This window comes from Rhodococcus sp. NPDC019647 (genome assembly GCF_044389235.1).
GTDB lineage: Bacteria > Actinomycetota > Actinomycetes > Mycobacteriales > Mycobacteriaceae > Rhodococcus_F > Rhodococcus_F oxybenzonivorans.
Genome location: NZ_JBIRXS010000009.1, coordinates 119,800 through 135,262, shown reverse-complemented (window position 1 = coordinate 135,262; position 15,463 = coordinate 119,800). Strand labels below are relative to the sequence as shown.

Below are 15,463 nucleotides of genomic sequence, written 5' to 3'. Positions count from 1 at the left end.
TGGCTGGGACGGAGTGGAGGGTGGCTCGGCGAGAAGGTAGCCTCGGGGGCTGGTGCTTACCCTTGGGTAATGTTGCCCCAGGATGCAGCACTTCGATGCTGAGTTCGCCCGAGAACGAACACCCGAGAATGAAGAGGTTATTCAGTTGAAGCTTCGTAAGATCACGGTTGCCGCAGTAGCGATCGCCGCAGCCCTCACGATGTCCGCCTGTGGTTCGGACGACAGCGACACGGCGACCAAGACCACGACCACCACGACTTCCGCAGCCGAAACCTCGGAAGCCATCGAGGTGCCCACCGCCGCCGAACTCAACGCTCTGCTCGTCAAGGGTCTCGATCCCAACACGCCCCTCGAGGAGAAGTCGGTCATGGTCGAGGGCTCCGAGCAGGACCCTCAGCTGATCAACCAGGTCGCCGCCGCAGCCAAGGCAAACAACGCCGAGGTCACCGTGCTCGACCCGGTCATCGACAACGGTGACGGCACCGCCAGTGGCCAGCTGCAGCTGACCGTCAACGGCCAGGTTCAGCAGGGTGGTCTGCCCGCGATCTTCATCCCGGGCGAGAACGGCGAATGGAAGCTGTCGAAGGTCACCGCGTGCCAGATCGTGTCGCTCGCGCAGCTGACCTCGCCGGCGTGCCCCGCCTGATCGAAGACGATCCGGTCCCGACGGACCGATAAAAAGTAGGTGCCGATGCCGGCGTCCCGTCACGGGACGCCGGCATCGGTCGTTTCGAGTCGGCCGCTCAGCTGGCAGGCGCGGACGCGAGCTTGCTCACGGCGGCGTGCGTCATGTCCTCGAAGACGCCCTCGTCGATCGGCTCCTGCCCGGTGGCCACCAACTGGGTCACGGTGCTTCCGGTCATCGCGACGACCACATCCGAGACGAGGCTGAAGCCGTCACTGGTGGTGACGAGCCGGAACCCGGTCGACGCATCGCCCGCGGGTCGTCCGTCCCGGCCGCCGACCCGGTACTGCACGTCCACCCCGTCTGCGTCCGTGCCGGAGTAGTCGGTGCACTGGGCGAGGGTGGTCTGGATGTCGGTGAACGCCTGTGCCGCGTCGGCGGCCGTGGGGTAGCTCGCCGCATCTTGATCGACGGTCGTGAAGTTCGGGCCCTGAAACCAGGCCGACGCGGACGCAGCGGCGCCGGGATGCTGATCCGCAACAGGGGACAGGACGGCGCTGCACAGGGCCGGGTCGGTGCTCGACTTGTCGGACTGCGCGGCCTCGGAGGCCGGCGGGAGTCCGAGGTCCTCCTCGGGGTCGGCGACGGGGGAGAAGCCGACGGGAAGGTCACCGACGTCGAGCAGTGCAGCCCGTAGCACGGCCGAATCGGTGAACGGAGCACCGGAGGCGTCGGGGGGCGCCGTGACCATCGGGCCGAGCGGTGCGAGGAACTCCTCGGATCCCGGTTCGCTGTCTGCGGCGGACGAGCACGCCGACACTGCGAGGGCTGTCAGAACGGCAGCGATGGCACTGGCGCGCATCAGGATCCCCACTGCACCCGGTTCGAGGTGGTCTGCCGCAGAAGGGTGGCGCCCTCCGGGTCACTGTATTGCTGCTCACCGGACACGGTCACCGTCCCGGCGACAGGCAGGGGAAGGCCGAGATCGACGGTCGTCGTGCCCGCCCCCCGCATGACGTACTGGTCGACGTTCAGGGTCCCCGCCTCACCGGGGAGCTGCCAGATCGGTGACTGCGGTGTCTGGTCGACGGTGTAGTCGATGGTCACCCGGTTCCCGTCGCGGGCGGTGAGGGTGGCGACAGTGGTTTGATCCAGGGCGATGCCGCTCATGACTTTCTGATGGATGGTCCACTGCGCTCCTATGCCGACGGGTTCGGCGGGGAAGGCGATAGTGCGGTACACCGCCTGATAGAACGCCTGCTCGATTGCCGAACGCGCTATGTCCTGCGATTCGGCCGCAGGACGGAGGCGAAGGGCGGTGATCGCGCCGGTCGAATCGAACGTGAAGCCGGCCCCGGATCCCTTGCTCGCTTCCAGGGCGCTCGCCAGGCGGGAGTCCGGACTCGTCACGGCGCCGAGCGTGAGGTCGAGGGCGATGGCCCCGTCGGCGTCGTCGGTCGGGCGTGTGACCACCGCGGTGAGGGGCACCGTGATCTCGGGGGAGGAAAAGTCCTGGACCGGCTGATCGTCGATCCGCTGGAATACCTCGGCGCCCGTGGTCAGCTGCACCTGCTGGGCGCCGTCTACCGCCGGCCGGCGCTGAAGCACCTCTCGCGGCTCGTCACCGGGCCGAGTCAGCCGGACGGTCGTCGCGGAGATGGGGACCGTCACCTCGGCGGTGGTCGACGTGGTTCCCGCGGGACCTGCCTGCGAGGAGTCGTCGTCACTTCCACAGCCCGCGGCCAGAGCGACCAGGGAGAGTGTTGCGGCGAGGAGAGAGGAACCGGGTCGCGAAGCTTTCGAGAACAGTGGCACGCCCCCAGGTTAGTGGGCACGGGAGCGCGTGAACGGCGGCTTGCCCGCGTAGTGGATGATGGACGGGTGAGTCAAGACCCCGCGGCCGAGAACGACACCGCCGCCGAAGACCGGAACGACACCGACACGACCACCACCTCCGCGCCCGCGGCTGCACGGTATCAGCGCATGCGGTTGCTGTTCGTGATCGCCGGTGTCGTGCTGATCACCGACCTCGTGACCAAGGTGCTCGCCGTTGCCAAGATCGAGCCGGGGGAGTCGGTTCGGGTGATCGGCGACGTGGTCACCCTGCGTCTCGTGCGCAACCCGGGTGCCGCATTCTCGATGGCCACGGGCATGACGTGGTTGCTCACGCTGGTGGCCGTCGGTGTGGTCATCGGGGTCGTGCGCATCGGACGGACTCTGCGGTCACCGTGGTGGGCGCTCGGTCTGGGACTCGTCCTCGGTGGCGCCCTGGGCAACCTGGTCGACCGTTTCTTCCGGGCACCGGGAGTGATGCAGGGGCACGTCGTCGACTTCGTCTCCGTCGGCTGGTGGCCGGTGTTCAATGTGGCCGACTCCGGCATCGTGTGCGGTGCGGTCTTACTCGTCGTGCTCACCCTGATAGGCCTCGAACCGGACGGAACTCGGAAGGTGGAGAAGAAGTGAGGGAAACTCGGTCGATGCCGGTCCCGGACGGGCTCGACTCGATGCGGGTCGACGCCGGCCTCGCGCGACTGCTCGGGCTCTCGAGGACCGCAGTCGCGCAGCTCACCGAGGACGGGTCGGTTCTCGTCGACGGAGCGCCCGTCGGAAAATCCGATCGACTCTCGGCCGGGACGTGGCTGGAGGTGGAACTCCCGGAGCCGCCGCGCCCGCTGACGATCGAGGCGGAACCCGTCGAGGGTATGGAAATTCTGTACGCCGACGACGACGTCGTCGCAGTCGACAAGCCGGTCGGTGTGGCCGCCCATGCCAGTGTGGGCTGGACCGGTCCCACGGTGATCGGCGGCCTGGCCGCCGCAGGTTTCCGGATTTCGACGTCGGGTGCGCACGAACGGCAGGGCATCGTCCATCGGCTCGACGTCGGCACGTCGGGCGTGATGGTGGTGGCCACCTCCGAGCGCGCCTACACGCTTCTCAAGCGCGCATTCAAACAGCGGACCATCGACAAGCGGTATCACGCCCTCGTGCAGGGTCACCCCGATCCGAGTAGCGGAACCATCGACGCACCGATCGGACGGCATCGCAGCAACGACTGGAAGTTCACGGTCACCGCGGACGGCAAGCCCAGCATCACGCACTACGACACCGTGGAGGCGTTTCAGGCGGCGAGCCTGCTGGACATTCACCTCGAGACGGGACGGACCCACCAGATCCGCGTGCACTTCGCGGCTCTACGGCATCCGTGCTGCGGTGACCTCACCTATGGCGCGGACCCCCGGCTGGCGGAACGGCTCGGTCTCGAGCGCCAGTGGTTGCACGCTCGATCGCTCGGCTTCGCGCATCCGGCGGACGGGCGGTGGGTGGAAATCACGTCCAAGTATCCGAAAGACCTCGAGGATGCTCTCGAGGTTCTCCGGTCCAGCTGAGGTGATCCGCGGCCGCCCGACCGGAGTCGCCGTCCCGGTCGGTGTCACCATCGCGGTGGTGTTGCTCCTGGTGATCGTGCTGGGAATCGCCAATCCGGTTCGAGCCCCGCTCGTCACGTCAGATGCTCTCGGTCCGGACAACGGCGAAGTGGTGTCCGATTATGTGGCTCGTGCGGCCGGAACGCTGGAACAGCCGCCCGGGAACGAGCACTGGGCCCTGGTGTCGTTCGCCCGGCCGGTGTCCTCCGACACCGTGCTCGAGGTCGCGGCCACGGTGCGGGTGTCACAGTTGCTGTTTCGGCTTCCCCTCGACCGGGTCCAGACGCCGCTGGTGCCGGTGTCGGTCGCCTCGGGTGCCGCAGCGATCGAACGCGCACACGTCCTGGCGTCCGCCCGGGTCCAGCGCATGACCGGCGAGACGGTCCGGCAGGGGAACATTGCTGCGGTGTCCTCCCAGGAGTTCGCGCGCGACTGCGCCTGTGTGATCGGCATCGTGGTGCGGGGGGACCTCGACCGGTTGGGCGCACTGCGCTCGACCTCGGCGGTCCGCGCTGTCGAGGCGCTGCACGCCGACGCGGTGTTCGGGCGTTTCGCGATTCGGCCTCTTCTGCCCGAGCAGGCCGAGACGGTCTCGCCCGGCCCTGACGACGGTGCGGTGGTATCCGGAGGTGGCCCGTGACAGCGCGGAAGGCGGAAACCGTCGGCGTTGCCTGCGGAGTCGGTGCCTACGCGCTCTGGGGTGCTTTTCCCGCGTTCTTCGGAATTCTCGGCCCGGCGGGGTCGGTCGAGATTCTCGCCCATCGGGTGGTGTGGACGCTGGCCCTGATGCTCGTGGTGCTGTGGGCGTCCGGGCGCATCCGCTCGCTGCGCGGACTCGGGGTGCGGACATGGCTCCTCGTCGCCGCGGCGTCGGCATTGATCGCGATCAACTGGGGCACGTACATCTACGGCGTGACGTCGGATCGGGTGGTCGAGACTGCCCTCGGCTACTTCATCAACCCGCTGGTGAGTGTTCTGCTGGGGGTAGTGATCTTCCGGGAGCGTCTGGTGCCGGCGCAGATCGTGGCCCTCGCGCTCGCCGCCGCGGCGGTCGTCGTGATCACCGTCGACTACGGACATCCGCCGTACATCGCGCTCACCCTGGCGCTGTCCTTCGCGCTGTACGGGCTCTGTAAGAAGGTGATGCCGCTGGACCCGAGGACCAGTCTCACCGCCGAAGGCATCGTTGCGGGACCGATCGCGCTCGGCTATCTCGTCTACCTGTCGGTCGTCGGCACCGGCACGTTCCTCGGGCACGGGCCAGGTCACAGCCTGCTCCTCATCGCCGCCGGCCCGGTGACCGCGCTTCCGCTGCTGCTGTTCGGTGCTGCCGCGCAGCGAGTGCCGCTGCGCACGCTCGGAATGTTGCAATACTTGACACCTGCCCTGCAGATGATGTGGGGCGTCGCGGTCCTGCACGAGGACATGCCGGCCTCCCGGTGGATCGGATTCGCGTTGATCTGGGTGGCACTTGCGATCTTCACTACCGATGCGCTGGTGCGTGTTCGGCGCGGAAGACAGTCGGCGCGATCGTCACAGGAGCCCGTCCAGTAACTCTCGTCACGAGTTCGCCGACACCCCGCCGCAGCGGCGGGTGGTGTCGGTTCGAGGGCCTACACTCGTGAGGCTCCCAGACCTTCAGAGAGGCGCACGTGGCTGACTCGTTCGTACATCTGCACAATCACACCGAGTATTCGATGCTCGACGGTGCGGCCAAGGTCGGCCCCCTGTTCGAAGAGGCCGAGCGGTTGGGAATGACCGCGGTGGGAATGACCGACCACGGCAACATGTACGGTGCCAGCGAGTTCTACAACGTGGCGAAGAAGCAGGGCATCAAGCCGATCATCGGGATCGAGGCCTACGTTGCTCCCGAATCCCGTTTCAACACCAAAAGGGTTCTGTGGGGTGACCGCAGCCAGAAGTCCGACGACGTCTCCGGTAGCGGTGCGTACACCCACATGACGATGGTTGCCGAGAACGCCACCGGTCTGCGAAACCTGTTCAAGCTGTCCTCCCTCGCGTCGATCGAGGGGCAGCTCGGCAAGTGGGCGCGCATGGACGAGGAGCTGATCGCCACCTACCACGAGGGCATCATCGCCACCACCGGATGCCCGTCCGGTGAAATCCAGACACGCCTACGGCTCGGTCACGACCGGGAGGCCCTCGAAGCCGCCGCGAAGTGGCAGGAGATCTGGGGCAAGGACAACTTCTTCCTCGAACTGATGGACCACGGTCTGTCGATCGAACGGCGGGTCCGGGAGGGACTGCTCGAGATCAGCAAGAAGCTCGACATTCCGCCGCTCGCCACCAACGACTGCCACTACGTCACCAAGGACGCCGCGGAGAACCACGAGGCCCTCCTCTGTATCCAGACCGGTAAGACGCTGTCCGATCCCACCCGGTTCAAGTTCGACGGCGACGGCTACTACCTGAAGTCCGCCGCGGAGATGCGGGCACTGTGGGACGACCAGGTGCCCGGCGCGTGCGACAACACGCTGCTGATCGCCGAGCGTGTCCAGTCGTACGACGACGTGTGGGCGCACCACGACCGGATGCCGATCTTCCCGGTCCCCGAGGGCGAGACGCAGGGCACCTGGCTGTGCAAGGAGGTCATGCGCGGACTGGACCGCCGGTTCCCCGACGGGCCGCCCGAGGAGTACCTCGCCCGCGCCGATTACGAGATCGGCGTCATCCTCGAAATGGGTTTCCCGGCATACTTCCTCGTCGTCGGTGACCTGATCAACCACGCGCGTGAGGTGGGTATCCGCGTGGGTCCCGGCCGAGGTTCCGCCGCAGGGTCGCTCGTGGCGTACGCGATGGGTATCACCAATATCGATCCGATCCCACACGGTCTGCTGTTCGAGCGGTTCCTCAACCCCGAGCGCGTGTCGATGCCCGATATCGATATCGACTTCGACGACCGTCGGCGCGGTGAAATGGTGCGCTACGCCACCGACAAGTGGGGAAGCGACCGGGTGGCTCAGGTCATCACGTTCGGCACCATCAAGACGAAGGCGGCCATCAAGGACTCCGCCAGGGTCCAGTTCGGTCAGCCGGGATTCGCGATCGCCGATCAGATCACCAAGGCGCTGCCGCCGCCCATCATGGCCAAGGACATCTCGGTGTCGGGCATCACCGATCCGAATCACGAGCGGTACAAGGAAGCGGTGGAGGTTCGTGCCCTCATCGACTCCAACCCGGACGTCGCGAAGATCTACCAGACTGCCAAGGGTCTCGAAGGCCTGATCCGCAACGCGGGCGTCCACGCCTGCGCGGTGATCATGTCGTCCGAGCCGTTGATGGACGCCATTCCGGTGTGGAAGCGCGCCCAGGACGGCGCCATCATCACCGGTTGGGACTACCCCTCGTGTGAGGCCATCGGCCTCCTCAAGATGGACTTCCTCGGCCTTCGAAACCTCACCGTCATCGGTGATGCCATCGACAACATCAAGGCCAACCGAGGCATTGACCTCGACCTCGACACGCTACCGCTCGACGATCCGGCAACCTACGAATTGCTCTCGCGGGGTGACACTCTCGGTGTCTTCCAGCTCGACGGCAGCGCCATGCGGGACCTGCTGCGCCGCATGCAGCCCACCGGCTTCGAGGACATCGTCGCGGTGCTCGCGTTGTATCGGCCGGGCCCGATGGGCATGAACGCGCACAACGACTATGCCGACCGCAAGAACGGTCGCCAAGAGGTCAAGCCCATCCACCCGGAGCTCGAGGAGCCCCTGAAGGAGATTCTCGCCGACACCTACGGGCTGATCGTCTACCAGGAGCAGATCATGCAGATCGCTCAGAAGGTGGCCGGGTACTCGCTGGGGCAGGCCGACATTCTCCGTCGGGCCATGGGTAAGAAGAAACTCTCCGTGCTGGAGGAGGCGTACGCCGGGTTCCGCGAGGGCATGCTCGCCAACAACTTCTCCGAGCCGGCGATCAAGGCGTTGTGGGACACCATCCTCCCGTTCGCCGGCTACGCCTTCAACAAGTCTCACGCCGCCGGCTATGGACTGGTGTCGTTCTGGACGGGATATCTCAAGGCCAACTACCCCGCCGAGTACATGGCGGGCCTGCTCACCTCGGTAGGCGACGACAAGGACAAGGCCGCCATCTATCTCGCCGACTGCCGCAAGATGGGTATCACGGTGTTGCCGCCCGACGTGAACGAGTCGGAGGTCAATTTCGCCTCGGTCGGCGAAGACATCCGCTTCGGCATGGGAGCGGTGCGCAACGTCGGGGCCAATGTGGTCGCGTCGATCATCAAGGCGAGGAAGGAGAAGTCCAAGTTCGTGGACTTCTCGGACTACCTCAACAAGATCGACGCCGCAGCCTGCTCCAAGAAGGTCACCGAATCGTTGATCAAGGCGGGTGGGTTCGACTCGCTCGGCCATCCCCGCAAGGGACTCATGCTCGTCCATGCCGACGCGATCGACGCGGTGATGGGTACCAAGAAGGCGGAGGCCATCGGCCAGTTCGACCTGTTCGGGGGCGACGACGCCGACGAATCGATCTCCTCGGTGTTCAACGTCAAGATTCCCGACGAGGAATGGGACAGCAAGCACCGACTGGCGTTGGAACGCGAGATGTTGGGGCTCTACGTTTCGGGGCATCCGCTCAACGGCGTCGAGCACGTCCTGTCCGCCCAGTCCGATACGGCGATTCCGGCCATCCTCGAAGGCGATGTGAAGGACGGCGCCCAGGTCACCGTCGGCGGTATCCTCGCCTCGGTCAACCGGCGGATCAACAAGAACGGTCTGACGTGGGCGTCGGCACAGCTCGAGGATCTGTCGGGCGGTATCGAGGTGCTGTTCTTCCCGCAGGCATACTCGGTCTACGGGATGGACGTCACCGAGGATTCCGTCGTCCTCGTCAAGGGGCGGGTGTCTGTCCGTGACGACCGCATCTCACTTATCGCGAACGACCTTGCAGTGCCGGACCTTTCGGCAGTCGGTGTCGCCAAGCCGCTGGCGGTGAGCCTCCCGTTGCGTCAGTGCACCAAAGACAAGCTGGGCGCGCTCCGGCAGGTACTCACTCGGCACCCGGGAACCTCGGACGTGCATGTGCGGTTGATCGGTGGAACCGAGATCACGTTGTGGAAGGTCGACGACGTGCTGCGTGTCGAGCCGTCGTCGGCGTTGATGGGCGACCTCAAGGCGCTGCTCGGGCCCAGCTGTCTGTCGGTGTGACCTATTCGGGTGGGGCGTCGGGAAAGAGCCGGCGCACCCACCAGACCACCACTGCGACAGCGGCTGCGGTGAGGACGGCCACCGGCACGGCCTCGGTGATGATCAGAACGGCCACGAAAACCAGCAATCCGACGGCGAGAGCTTCGAGTTTGTAGAGGGGCCACGCGGTACCGGCGAGATCGACGGTGCGGGGACCCCGGCTGCCTGTGATGTGAGGGATCGGCGTGTCGGAAGTCGTCATCGCGGGTTCACCTCGCTGTTCGTAGATCCGTGTGTGTCGATCAGGGTACGCGCAACTGGGAGTTCGGTCCAACGAACACTTGCGCTCGCTGTCGATTCGAAGCGTTCGGTGGCGCAGACCGGATGGTCGGGGTTCACTGGACGCATGCCACTCACAGGTGAATACGAACCCAGTCCGTCCAAGTGGGCCGCAGATCAAGCGGAGTTGATCGAATCGAGCAACGGCACCGAAGGTACGACGCTCAATGGAATGCCCGTCGTCCTGTTGACCACCCGCGGCGCGAAATCCGGGAAGCTTCGCAAGACCCCGCTGATGCGCGTCGAGCACGACGGAAAGTATGCGATCGTGGCGTCCCTCGGCGGCGCTCCGAAGAACCCCGTGTGGTACTACAACCTGAAGGCCGATCCGCACGTCGAGCTCCGGGACGGTCAAATGACACGGGACATGGTGGCCCGGGAGGTGACCGGCGAGGAGAAGGCAGCCTGGTGGGAGCGCGCAGTCGCCGCGTTCCCCAACTACGCCGATTATCAGAAGAACACCGACCGGGAAATTCCCGTCTTCGTTCTCGAGCCCGCCTGACAATTGCCCCGGCTGGTACGGCGGGCTGTGGTGGTGGGAACATATGCGGGTGTCCACATCGCCCGATACCGCAGCCCGCAACACCACTTCGCCCCTGACCGTGGGCGACATCGACGCGGCGATCGAGCGAATTTCCCACGTGATCGACGCCACGCCGCTGCAATGGAGCGAGCGACTGTCGGCGCTCACCGGCGCGAATGTCTACCTCAAGCGTGAGGACCTACAGGTGGTCCGCTCCTACAAGCTGCGCGGCGCCTACAACCTCATGGCTCAGCTCGCCCCGGACGAACGTGCGGCGGGTGTGGTGACGGCCAGCGCGGGCAATCATGCGCAGGGAGTGGCCTTCGCCTGTCGCGCAATGGGAATCGTCGGACGAATCTATGTTCCGTCCAGTACGCCGAAGCAGAAGCGCGACCGCATTCGCGCGCACGGCGGCGAGTTCGTCGAACTCATTCTGACGGGGGAGACCTACGATGCCGCGGCCGCTGCTGCCGCCGCCGATGTGCTGCGCACCGGGGCGACGATGGTCCCACCGTTCGACGACGCACGCACTGCGGCGGGCCAGGGGACGATCGCCGCCGAGATCCTTGCGCAGCTCGACACGGTTCCCGACGCGGTGGTCGTCCCGGTCGGGGGAGGCGGGTGCATCGCCGGGATGGCGACCTATCTTCACGCTCACGCGCCGCGGACTGCCCTCGTCGGCGTGGAGCCGACCGGCGCGGCGTCGATGACCGCCGCACTGGTGGCCGGGGCGCCGGTCACGCTGTCGGAGATCGACCCGTTCGTCGACGGTGCCTCGGTGAAGCGGGTCGGCGACCTGCCGTTCGCCGTCGTGTCCGCGCTCGGCGCCGAGGTCGTTTCGCATACGGCGCTGCTGCAGGCTGACGGGTCGACGATCCGACTCGATCCGAAGAGTTTCGTCATGACGAACCTCGACGAAGGTGCCCTGTGCACCACGATGCTCGAGCTGTACCAGAACGAGGGCATCATCGCCGAGCCCGCCGGCGCACTGTCCGTCGCCGCCCTCGGCAGCATCACGTTCGAACCCGGTTCGACGGTGGTGTGCCTCGTGTCGGGCGGTAACAACGACGTCTCGCGCTATGGCGAAATTCTGGAACGGTCGCTGGTGCATCTCGGTCTCAAGCACTACTTCCTCGTCGATTTTCCGCAGGAGCCGGGCGCGCTGCGACGATTCCTGGACGAGGTGCTCGGTCCCGAGGACGACATCACGCTGTTCGAGTACGTCAAACGGAACAACCGTGAGACCGGCGCCGCCCTGGTAGGTATCGAGTTGGGGAATGCGGACGGTCTCGGCGACCTCCTCGAGCGGATGGAGCACTCGCAGATGCAGGTAGAGCGGTTGGAACCGGGTAGTCCGGCGTACCGCTACCTCACCTGAGTTACTTCTGCAGGAGTCGCTCCACGACCTTGCTGTACAGCTCGGGTTCGGGCAGGGGGAGGCCGAGTAGGGCGGCGAGGTAAATTCCGTCGCCGACCAGCCGGACGATCTCGGCCTGCACCGGGTCGTCGATTTCGCTGTGCAGGCCTTCGTCCCAGCCGCGCATGACCTCGATCACCGCTCGCTGGATCTCGTCGTGTTGTCCGTCGACGCTGCGCAGTGCGGCGATGGTGGATCGATAGAGGGCCAGCTCTTCCGTCGTGCTGGCATCCGGAACCTGCAGATACCACTCGGACAGCGAGGTGCCGCCGGAGACGGCGTCGGCGAGCTGGGCGTCGGCGCGCTCGCCCAGGCGACGCACCATCGCCGCGAGAAGTGCCTCTTTGCTGGGGAAGTGGTACAGGAGACCCCCCTTGGAGACCTCTGCTTCGGCGGCGACTGCTTCGAGTGTCACCTGGGCGATTCCCACGTCGAGTAACAACTTCTCGAGGGCGTCGAGTATTCGATCGCGCGTACCGGCAGCCATGAAGAGGGACTGTACCTGGAAATAACTTTACCGTCCGGACGGTTCAAGCTACAGTAGCCAGCTGTACCGGCTGGACGGTTTACCTACCGTGTCGGCCCTCCGAGGAAAGTCGTAGGAAAGAAATGTCTGTCTCCACGGATCGCGGGATCAACGACGCCTTCGGCGCGCCGGATCAGGCATCCGCGTCACGCCGAGACTGGCTCGGGCTCGTCGTTCTGGCGTTTGCCGTACTCCTCATCGCCGTCGACGGCACGGTGCTCGATCTCGCTCTCCCCTTCATCAGTGCCGATCTCGAGCCGAGCAGCACCCAGCTGCTGTGGATCATCGATGTCTACTCCTTCGTGCTCGCCGGACTGCTCATCACGATGGGCACCCTCGGTGACCGCATCGGCCGACGGCGCCTACTGCTCGTGGGCGCTGCCGGTTTCGGTATCGCCTCGTTGATCGCGGCGTGGGCGCCCACCCCGGAGATGCTCATCGTCGCGCGGGTTCTGCAGGGAATCTCCGGTGCAACCCTCATGCCGGCGACTCTCGGGCTGATTCGGACGATCTTCGCCAACCCTCGCGAGCGCACACTGGCGATCGGTGTGTGGGGCGCGATGGCCGGCGGCGGAACCGCGGCCGGCCCTCTGATCGGTGGCTGGCTACTCGAACACTTCTGGTGGGGTTCGGTGTTCCTGATCAACATCCCGGTGATGCTGGTCCTCATCGTCGCCGGACCGCTCGTGATCCCCGAGTCGAAGGATCCGACACCGGGTCGCTTCGACCTGCTCAGCGCTGCGCTGTCGATGTCGACGATGCTGCCGCTCGTGTATGCGGTGAAGGAAACGGTGGTCCACGGGTTCGCGCTGGAACTCCTTGCGATCGGCCTGGTCGGCGCGGCGTCGGGCGTGGCATTCGTGCGCAGGCAGCGCGCGATGAAAGATCCGATGATCGACGTCGCGCTGTTCGCCAAGCCGGCCTTCTCGACGGCCGTCCTCACGAACCTACTGTCCATCTTCGCCCTGGCAGGCGTGCTGTTCTTCGGATCCCAGTATCTGCAGCTGGTGCTGGGTAACACGGCATTGGAATCGGGTGTGCTGATGCTCCCCGGGATGCTGCTCAGCGCTGTCACCGCGCTCGCCGCCGCCTGGATGGTGCGCCGGTGGTCGACGTCCCACGTCCTCGGTGGGGGCCTCGCGGTCGCCGGACTCGGTGCCGCGATGATGCTGACACTGAGTGTCGACGGTGCCCCGACGATGTTCGTCGCCGGCTTCGCCCTCGCCGGGGCCGGTGTCGGAATTGCCTTGACCCTGACATCCGACCTCGTCGTCAGTGCGGTCGAGCCCGAGCGGGCGGGCGCCGCCTCGGCCGTGTCCGAGACGGCGTACGAACTCGGTGTCGCACTGGGTGTCGCGGTCCTGGGCAGCGTGGTGATGGCCTTCTTCCGCGGCGGCCTCGACACATCGATGCTGGCACCGGAACGGGTGGACGCGGCCCGGGGCACGCTCGGTGCGGCGGTCGCGGAAGCCGAGCATCTACCCGATACGTCGCGATCGGTCTTTCTGGAGTCGGCGCAGTCGGCGTTCGTCGAGGGCATGCACGTGGCCGCAGGCGCCACCGCGCTGATTCTGTTCGCCACCGCGGTGCTCGTGCTCCGGATGCTGCGCGGCCGTCAGCCCGAGGCGACAGTGCGCGAGGCATCGAGCACCACGAACGAGTGACCCGGCACGATCGTCGCCGACGCGGTCTCGTCCTGCTTCGGCGGCTCCCACCACAACACGGGGGAGCCGCCGACCGGCACGGTCACCGGGTCCGCTCCGAGATTGCACGCGAGTCGCAGCGCACCGCGATGCACCACGACCCAGCGTTCGTCCTCGTCGTAGTCGACGGTGAGGTCGCTCAGCCACGGATCGGTCAGCTCGACGCGTTCACGTCGCAGGCGAAGCAACGCGCGGTAGCACTCGAGTAACCGGGCATGGGGTTCGCGCCCTCGTTCGTCCCAATTCAGCTTCGAGCGCTGGAAAGTGAGCGGGTCCTGCGGGTCCGGGACGTCTTCGGTACTCCAGCCGTGCTCGGCGAACTCGGCTTTGCGGCCTTCCGCGGTTGCCCGTGCCAGCTCGGGCTCCGGATGCGAGGTGAAGAACTGGAAGGGTGTGCTCGCGCCCCACTCCTCGCCCATGAACAGCATCGGCGTGAACGGCGAGCACAACACGAGTGCCGCCTTCACGGCCAGCTGCCCCGAGTCGAGATAGGCGCCCGGGCGGTCACCGATCGCCCGATTACCCACTTGGTCATGCGTGCAGGTGTAGGTGACCAGCGAACTGGCCGGAATCTGCCGGGTGTCCAAACGACGCCCGTGGATGCGTCCGCGGAACGTCGAGTACGTGCCGGCGTGAAACCAGCCCTGCCGCATCGTTTCCGCCAGGCACGCGAGTGACCCGAAGTCACCGTAATAGCCCTGCCGTTCACCCGACACCGCGGCGTGGACGGCGTGATGCATGTCGTCGTCCCACTGCGCGTCGAGGCCGTACCCACCGGCAGAACGCGGAGTGATCAACTTCGGATCGTTGAGATCGCTTTCGGCAATGAGGGTCAGCGGCCGACCCAGATGGGCAGAGAGGCGGCGCGTTTCGACAGCCAGTTGTTCGAGGAGGTGGGTCGCGGTGTGGTCGACGAGGGCGTGGACCGCGTCGAGACGCAGCGCGTCGACATGAAACTCCTCGAACCAGCGGAGCGCGTTGTCGATGATGTAGCGCCGCACATGGTCGCTGCCGGGGCCGTCGAGGTTGATGCTGCGACCCCACGTGTTCGCGCCCTGCGCCAGGTAGGGGCCGTAGCGGTCGAGGTAGTTTCCCGATGGTCCCAGGTGGTTGTAGACCACATCGAGTACCACTCCGAGGCCGCGCGCGTGGCAGGCGTCGACCAGGGCCTGCAGGCCGTCGGGACCTCCGTAGGCCTCGTGCACGGTGTACCAGAGGACGCCGTCGTATCCCCAGTTGTGGGTTCCGTTGAAACCGTTGACGGGCATCACTTCCACGAAGTCGATCCCGAGTTCCACGAGGTGGTCGAGCTTGTCGACGGCCGCGGCGAAGGTTCCTTCGGGCGTAAAGGTTCCGATGTGAAGTTCGTAGATGGAGGCCCCGGCGAGCTGGCGGCCGTGCCACTGCGAGTCCGTCCACGCGTCCCGGTCGACGGTGTGCAGCTGTGACGGTGCGTGCACGCCGTCGGGTTGGCGTGGCGAACGGGGGTCGGGGAGGGCGGTGTCGTCATCGTCGAGAAGGAAGGCGTACCGCGAGTCGTCAGACGCGTCGACCTCCGCTCGCCACCAGCCGTCAGGAGAGGGTGTCATGTCGTGACTTCGGCCGTCGACGTCCACGCGAACGGCGCTCGGAATCGGGGCCCATACCTCGAAAGTGTGCACCCGATAAGCATGCCTTGCCCTCGCGCGGCGTGCAGGGTTGTCGGCCCCGGCTGGTCAGACAGCTCTGCCGCCGACG

The 15,463-nt window shown here is 66.2% G+C and carries 14 protein-coding genes; 9 read left to right on the top strand and 5 right to left on the bottom strand.

Going from position 1 to position 15,463, the window contains the following annotated elements; all coding sequences use genetic code 11:
• The first annotated feature begins 145 nt into the window (after positions 1–145).
• Positions 146–646 carry a hypothetical protein gene (locus ACH49N_RS18865; protein ID WP_159921735.1) on the top strand — a complete coding sequence of 167 codons (501 nt, stop codon included), beginning with the start codon at positions 146–148 and terminating at the stop codon, positions 644–646.
• 97 nt (positions 647–743) lie between these two features.
• On the opposite strand, the gene ACH49N_RS18860 is transcribed toward ACH49N_RS18865, so the two are convergent.
• Both ACH49N_RS18860 and ACH49N_RS18855 read right to left on the bottom strand, forming a co-directional pair.
• A complete protein-coding gene (locus tag ACH49N_RS18860; RefSeq protein WP_358273832.1) occupies positions 744–1,487 on the bottom strand; it encodes a sensor domain-containing protein in 744 nt (247 codons plus the stop codon).
• Positions 1,487–2,440, bottom strand: a complete 954-nt coding sequence (locus ACH49N_RS18855; RefSeq protein ID WP_358273834.1) for a hypothetical protein — start codon at positions 2,438–2,440, stop codon at positions 1,487–1,489. Before ACH49N_RS18855 ends, ACH49N_RS18860 begins: the two co-directional genes overlap by 1 nt.
• Before the next feature lie 51 nt (positions 2,441–2,491).
• On the opposite strand from ACH49N_RS18855, the gene lspA reads away from it, so the two are divergent.
• The 5 genes from lspA to dnaE all read left to right on the top strand — a co-directional run bounded on the left by lspA (position 2,492) and on the right by dnaE (position 9,239).
• Positions 2,492–3,088, top strand: coding sequence for a signal peptidase II (gene lspA / locus ACH49N_RS18850; protein ID WP_358273836.1), 597 nt, complete (start codon positions 2,492–2,494; stop codon positions 3,086–3,088).
• A 14-nt stretch (positions 3,089–3,102) separates the two neighbouring features.
• Entirely contained in the window at positions 3,103–4,011 is a 909-nt protein-coding gene (locus ACH49N_RS18845) for an RluA family pseudouridine synthase (protein ID WP_201453613.1), read from the top strand.
• Positions 3,983–4,690 (top strand): hypothetical protein, encoded by a 708-nt coding sequence (locus ACH49N_RS18840; protein ID WP_358273838.1) that lies wholly within the window; start codon positions 3,983–3,985, stop codon positions 4,688–4,690. The genes ACH49N_RS18845 and ACH49N_RS18840 overlap by 29 nt, the downstream gene beginning before the upstream one ends.
• Positions 4,687–5,604, top strand: coding sequence for an EamA family transporter RarD (gene rarD, locus ACH49N_RS18835; protein ID WP_159921745.1), 918 nt, complete (start codon positions 4,687–4,689; stop codon positions 5,602–5,604). The genes ACH49N_RS18840 and rarD overlap by 4 nt, the downstream gene beginning before the upstream one ends.
• A gap of 98 nt (positions 5,605–5,702) precedes the next feature.
• A complete protein-coding gene (gene dnaE / locus ACH49N_RS18830) occupies positions 5,703–9,239 on the top strand; it encodes a DNA polymerase III subunit alpha (RefSeq protein WP_358273840.1) in 3,537 nt (1,178 codons plus the stop codon).
• Between the two features lies 1 nt (position 9,240).
• Here dnaE and ACH49N_RS18825 read toward each other — a convergent pair whose 3' ends face one another.
• The gene (locus ACH49N_RS18825; protein ID WP_358273842.1) at positions 9,241–9,480 is read right to left on the bottom strand and encodes a hypothetical protein; all 240 of its coding nucleotides are present in this window, start codon (positions 9,478–9,480) and stop codon (positions 9,241–9,243) included.
• 144 nt (positions 9,481–9,624) lie between these two features.
• On the opposite strand from ACH49N_RS18825, the gene ACH49N_RS18820 reads away from it, so the two are divergent.
• Positions 9,625–10,059 carry a nitroreductase family deazaflavin-dependent oxidoreductase gene (locus ACH49N_RS18820; protein WP_358273844.1) on the top strand — a complete coding sequence of 145 codons (435 nt, stop codon included), beginning with the start codon at positions 9,625–9,627 and terminating at the stop codon, positions 10,057–10,059.
• A 49-nt stretch (positions 10,060–10,108) separates the two neighbouring features.
• A complete protein-coding gene (gene ilvA, locus ACH49N_RS18815; RefSeq protein ID WP_358273845.1) occupies positions 10,109–11,458 on the top strand; it encodes a threonine ammonia-lyase IlvA in 1,350 nt (449 codons plus the stop codon).
• Position 11,459: 1 nt separating this feature from the next.
• Here ilvA and ACH49N_RS18810 read toward each other — a convergent pair whose 3' ends face one another.
• Positions 11,460–11,984: a TetR/AcrR family transcriptional regulator gene (locus ACH49N_RS18810; RefSeq protein ID WP_213572403.1), complete on the bottom strand. Its 525-nt coding sequence runs from the start codon at positions 11,982–11,984 to the stop codon at positions 11,460–11,462.
• Positions 11,985–12,106: 122 nt separating this feature from the next.
• On the opposite strand from ACH49N_RS18810, the gene ACH49N_RS18805 reads away from it, so the two are divergent.
• Positions 12,107–13,687, top strand: coding sequence for an MFS transporter (locus ACH49N_RS18805; protein ID WP_159921755.1), 1,581 nt, complete (start codon positions 12,107–12,109; stop codon positions 13,685–13,687).
• Here ACH49N_RS18805 and treZ read toward each other — a convergent pair.
• Positions 13,639–15,387 (bottom strand): malto-oligosyltrehalose trehalohydrolase, encoded by a 1,749-nt coding sequence (gene treZ, locus ACH49N_RS18800; RefSeq protein WP_358273848.1) that lies wholly within the window; start codon positions 15,385–15,387, stop codon positions 13,639–13,641. The two genes, ACH49N_RS18805 and treZ, sit on opposite strands and share 49 nt — an antisense overlap.
• Positions 15,388–15,463 lie beyond the last annotated feature (76 nt).

Excerpts from the sequence above, each read along its gene's own strand:
- ACH49N_RS18845 (WP_201453613.1), top strand. The coding sequence starts at position 3,103 with ATGCCGGTCCCGGACGGGCTCGACTCGATGCGGGTCGACGCCGGCCTC.
- ACH49N_RS18820 (WP_358273844.1), top strand. The coding sequence starts at position 9,625 with ATGCCACTCACAGGTGAATACGAACCCAGTCCGTCCAAGTGGGCCGCA.
- ACH49N_RS18825 (WP_358273842.1), bottom strand. The coding sequence starts at position 9,480 with ATGACGACTTCCGACACGCCGATCCCTCACATCACAGGCAGCCGGGGT.
- ACH49N_RS18860 (WP_358273832.1), bottom strand. The coding sequence starts at position 1,487 with ATGCGCGCCAGTGCCATCGCTGCCGTTCTGACAGCCCTCGCAGTGTCG.
- ACH49N_RS18840 (WP_358273838.1), top strand. The coding sequence starts at position 3,983 with ATGCTCTCGAGGTTCTCCGGTCCAGCTGAGGTGATCCGCGGCCGCCCG.
- ACH49N_RS18805 (WP_159921755.1), top strand. The coding sequence starts at position 12,107 with ATGTCTGTCTCCACGGATCGCGGGATCAACGACGCCTTCGGCGCGCCG.
- ACH49N_RS18810 (WP_213572403.1), bottom strand. The coding sequence starts at position 11,984 with ATGGCTGCCGGTACGCGCGATCGAATACTCGACGCCCTCGAGAAGTTG.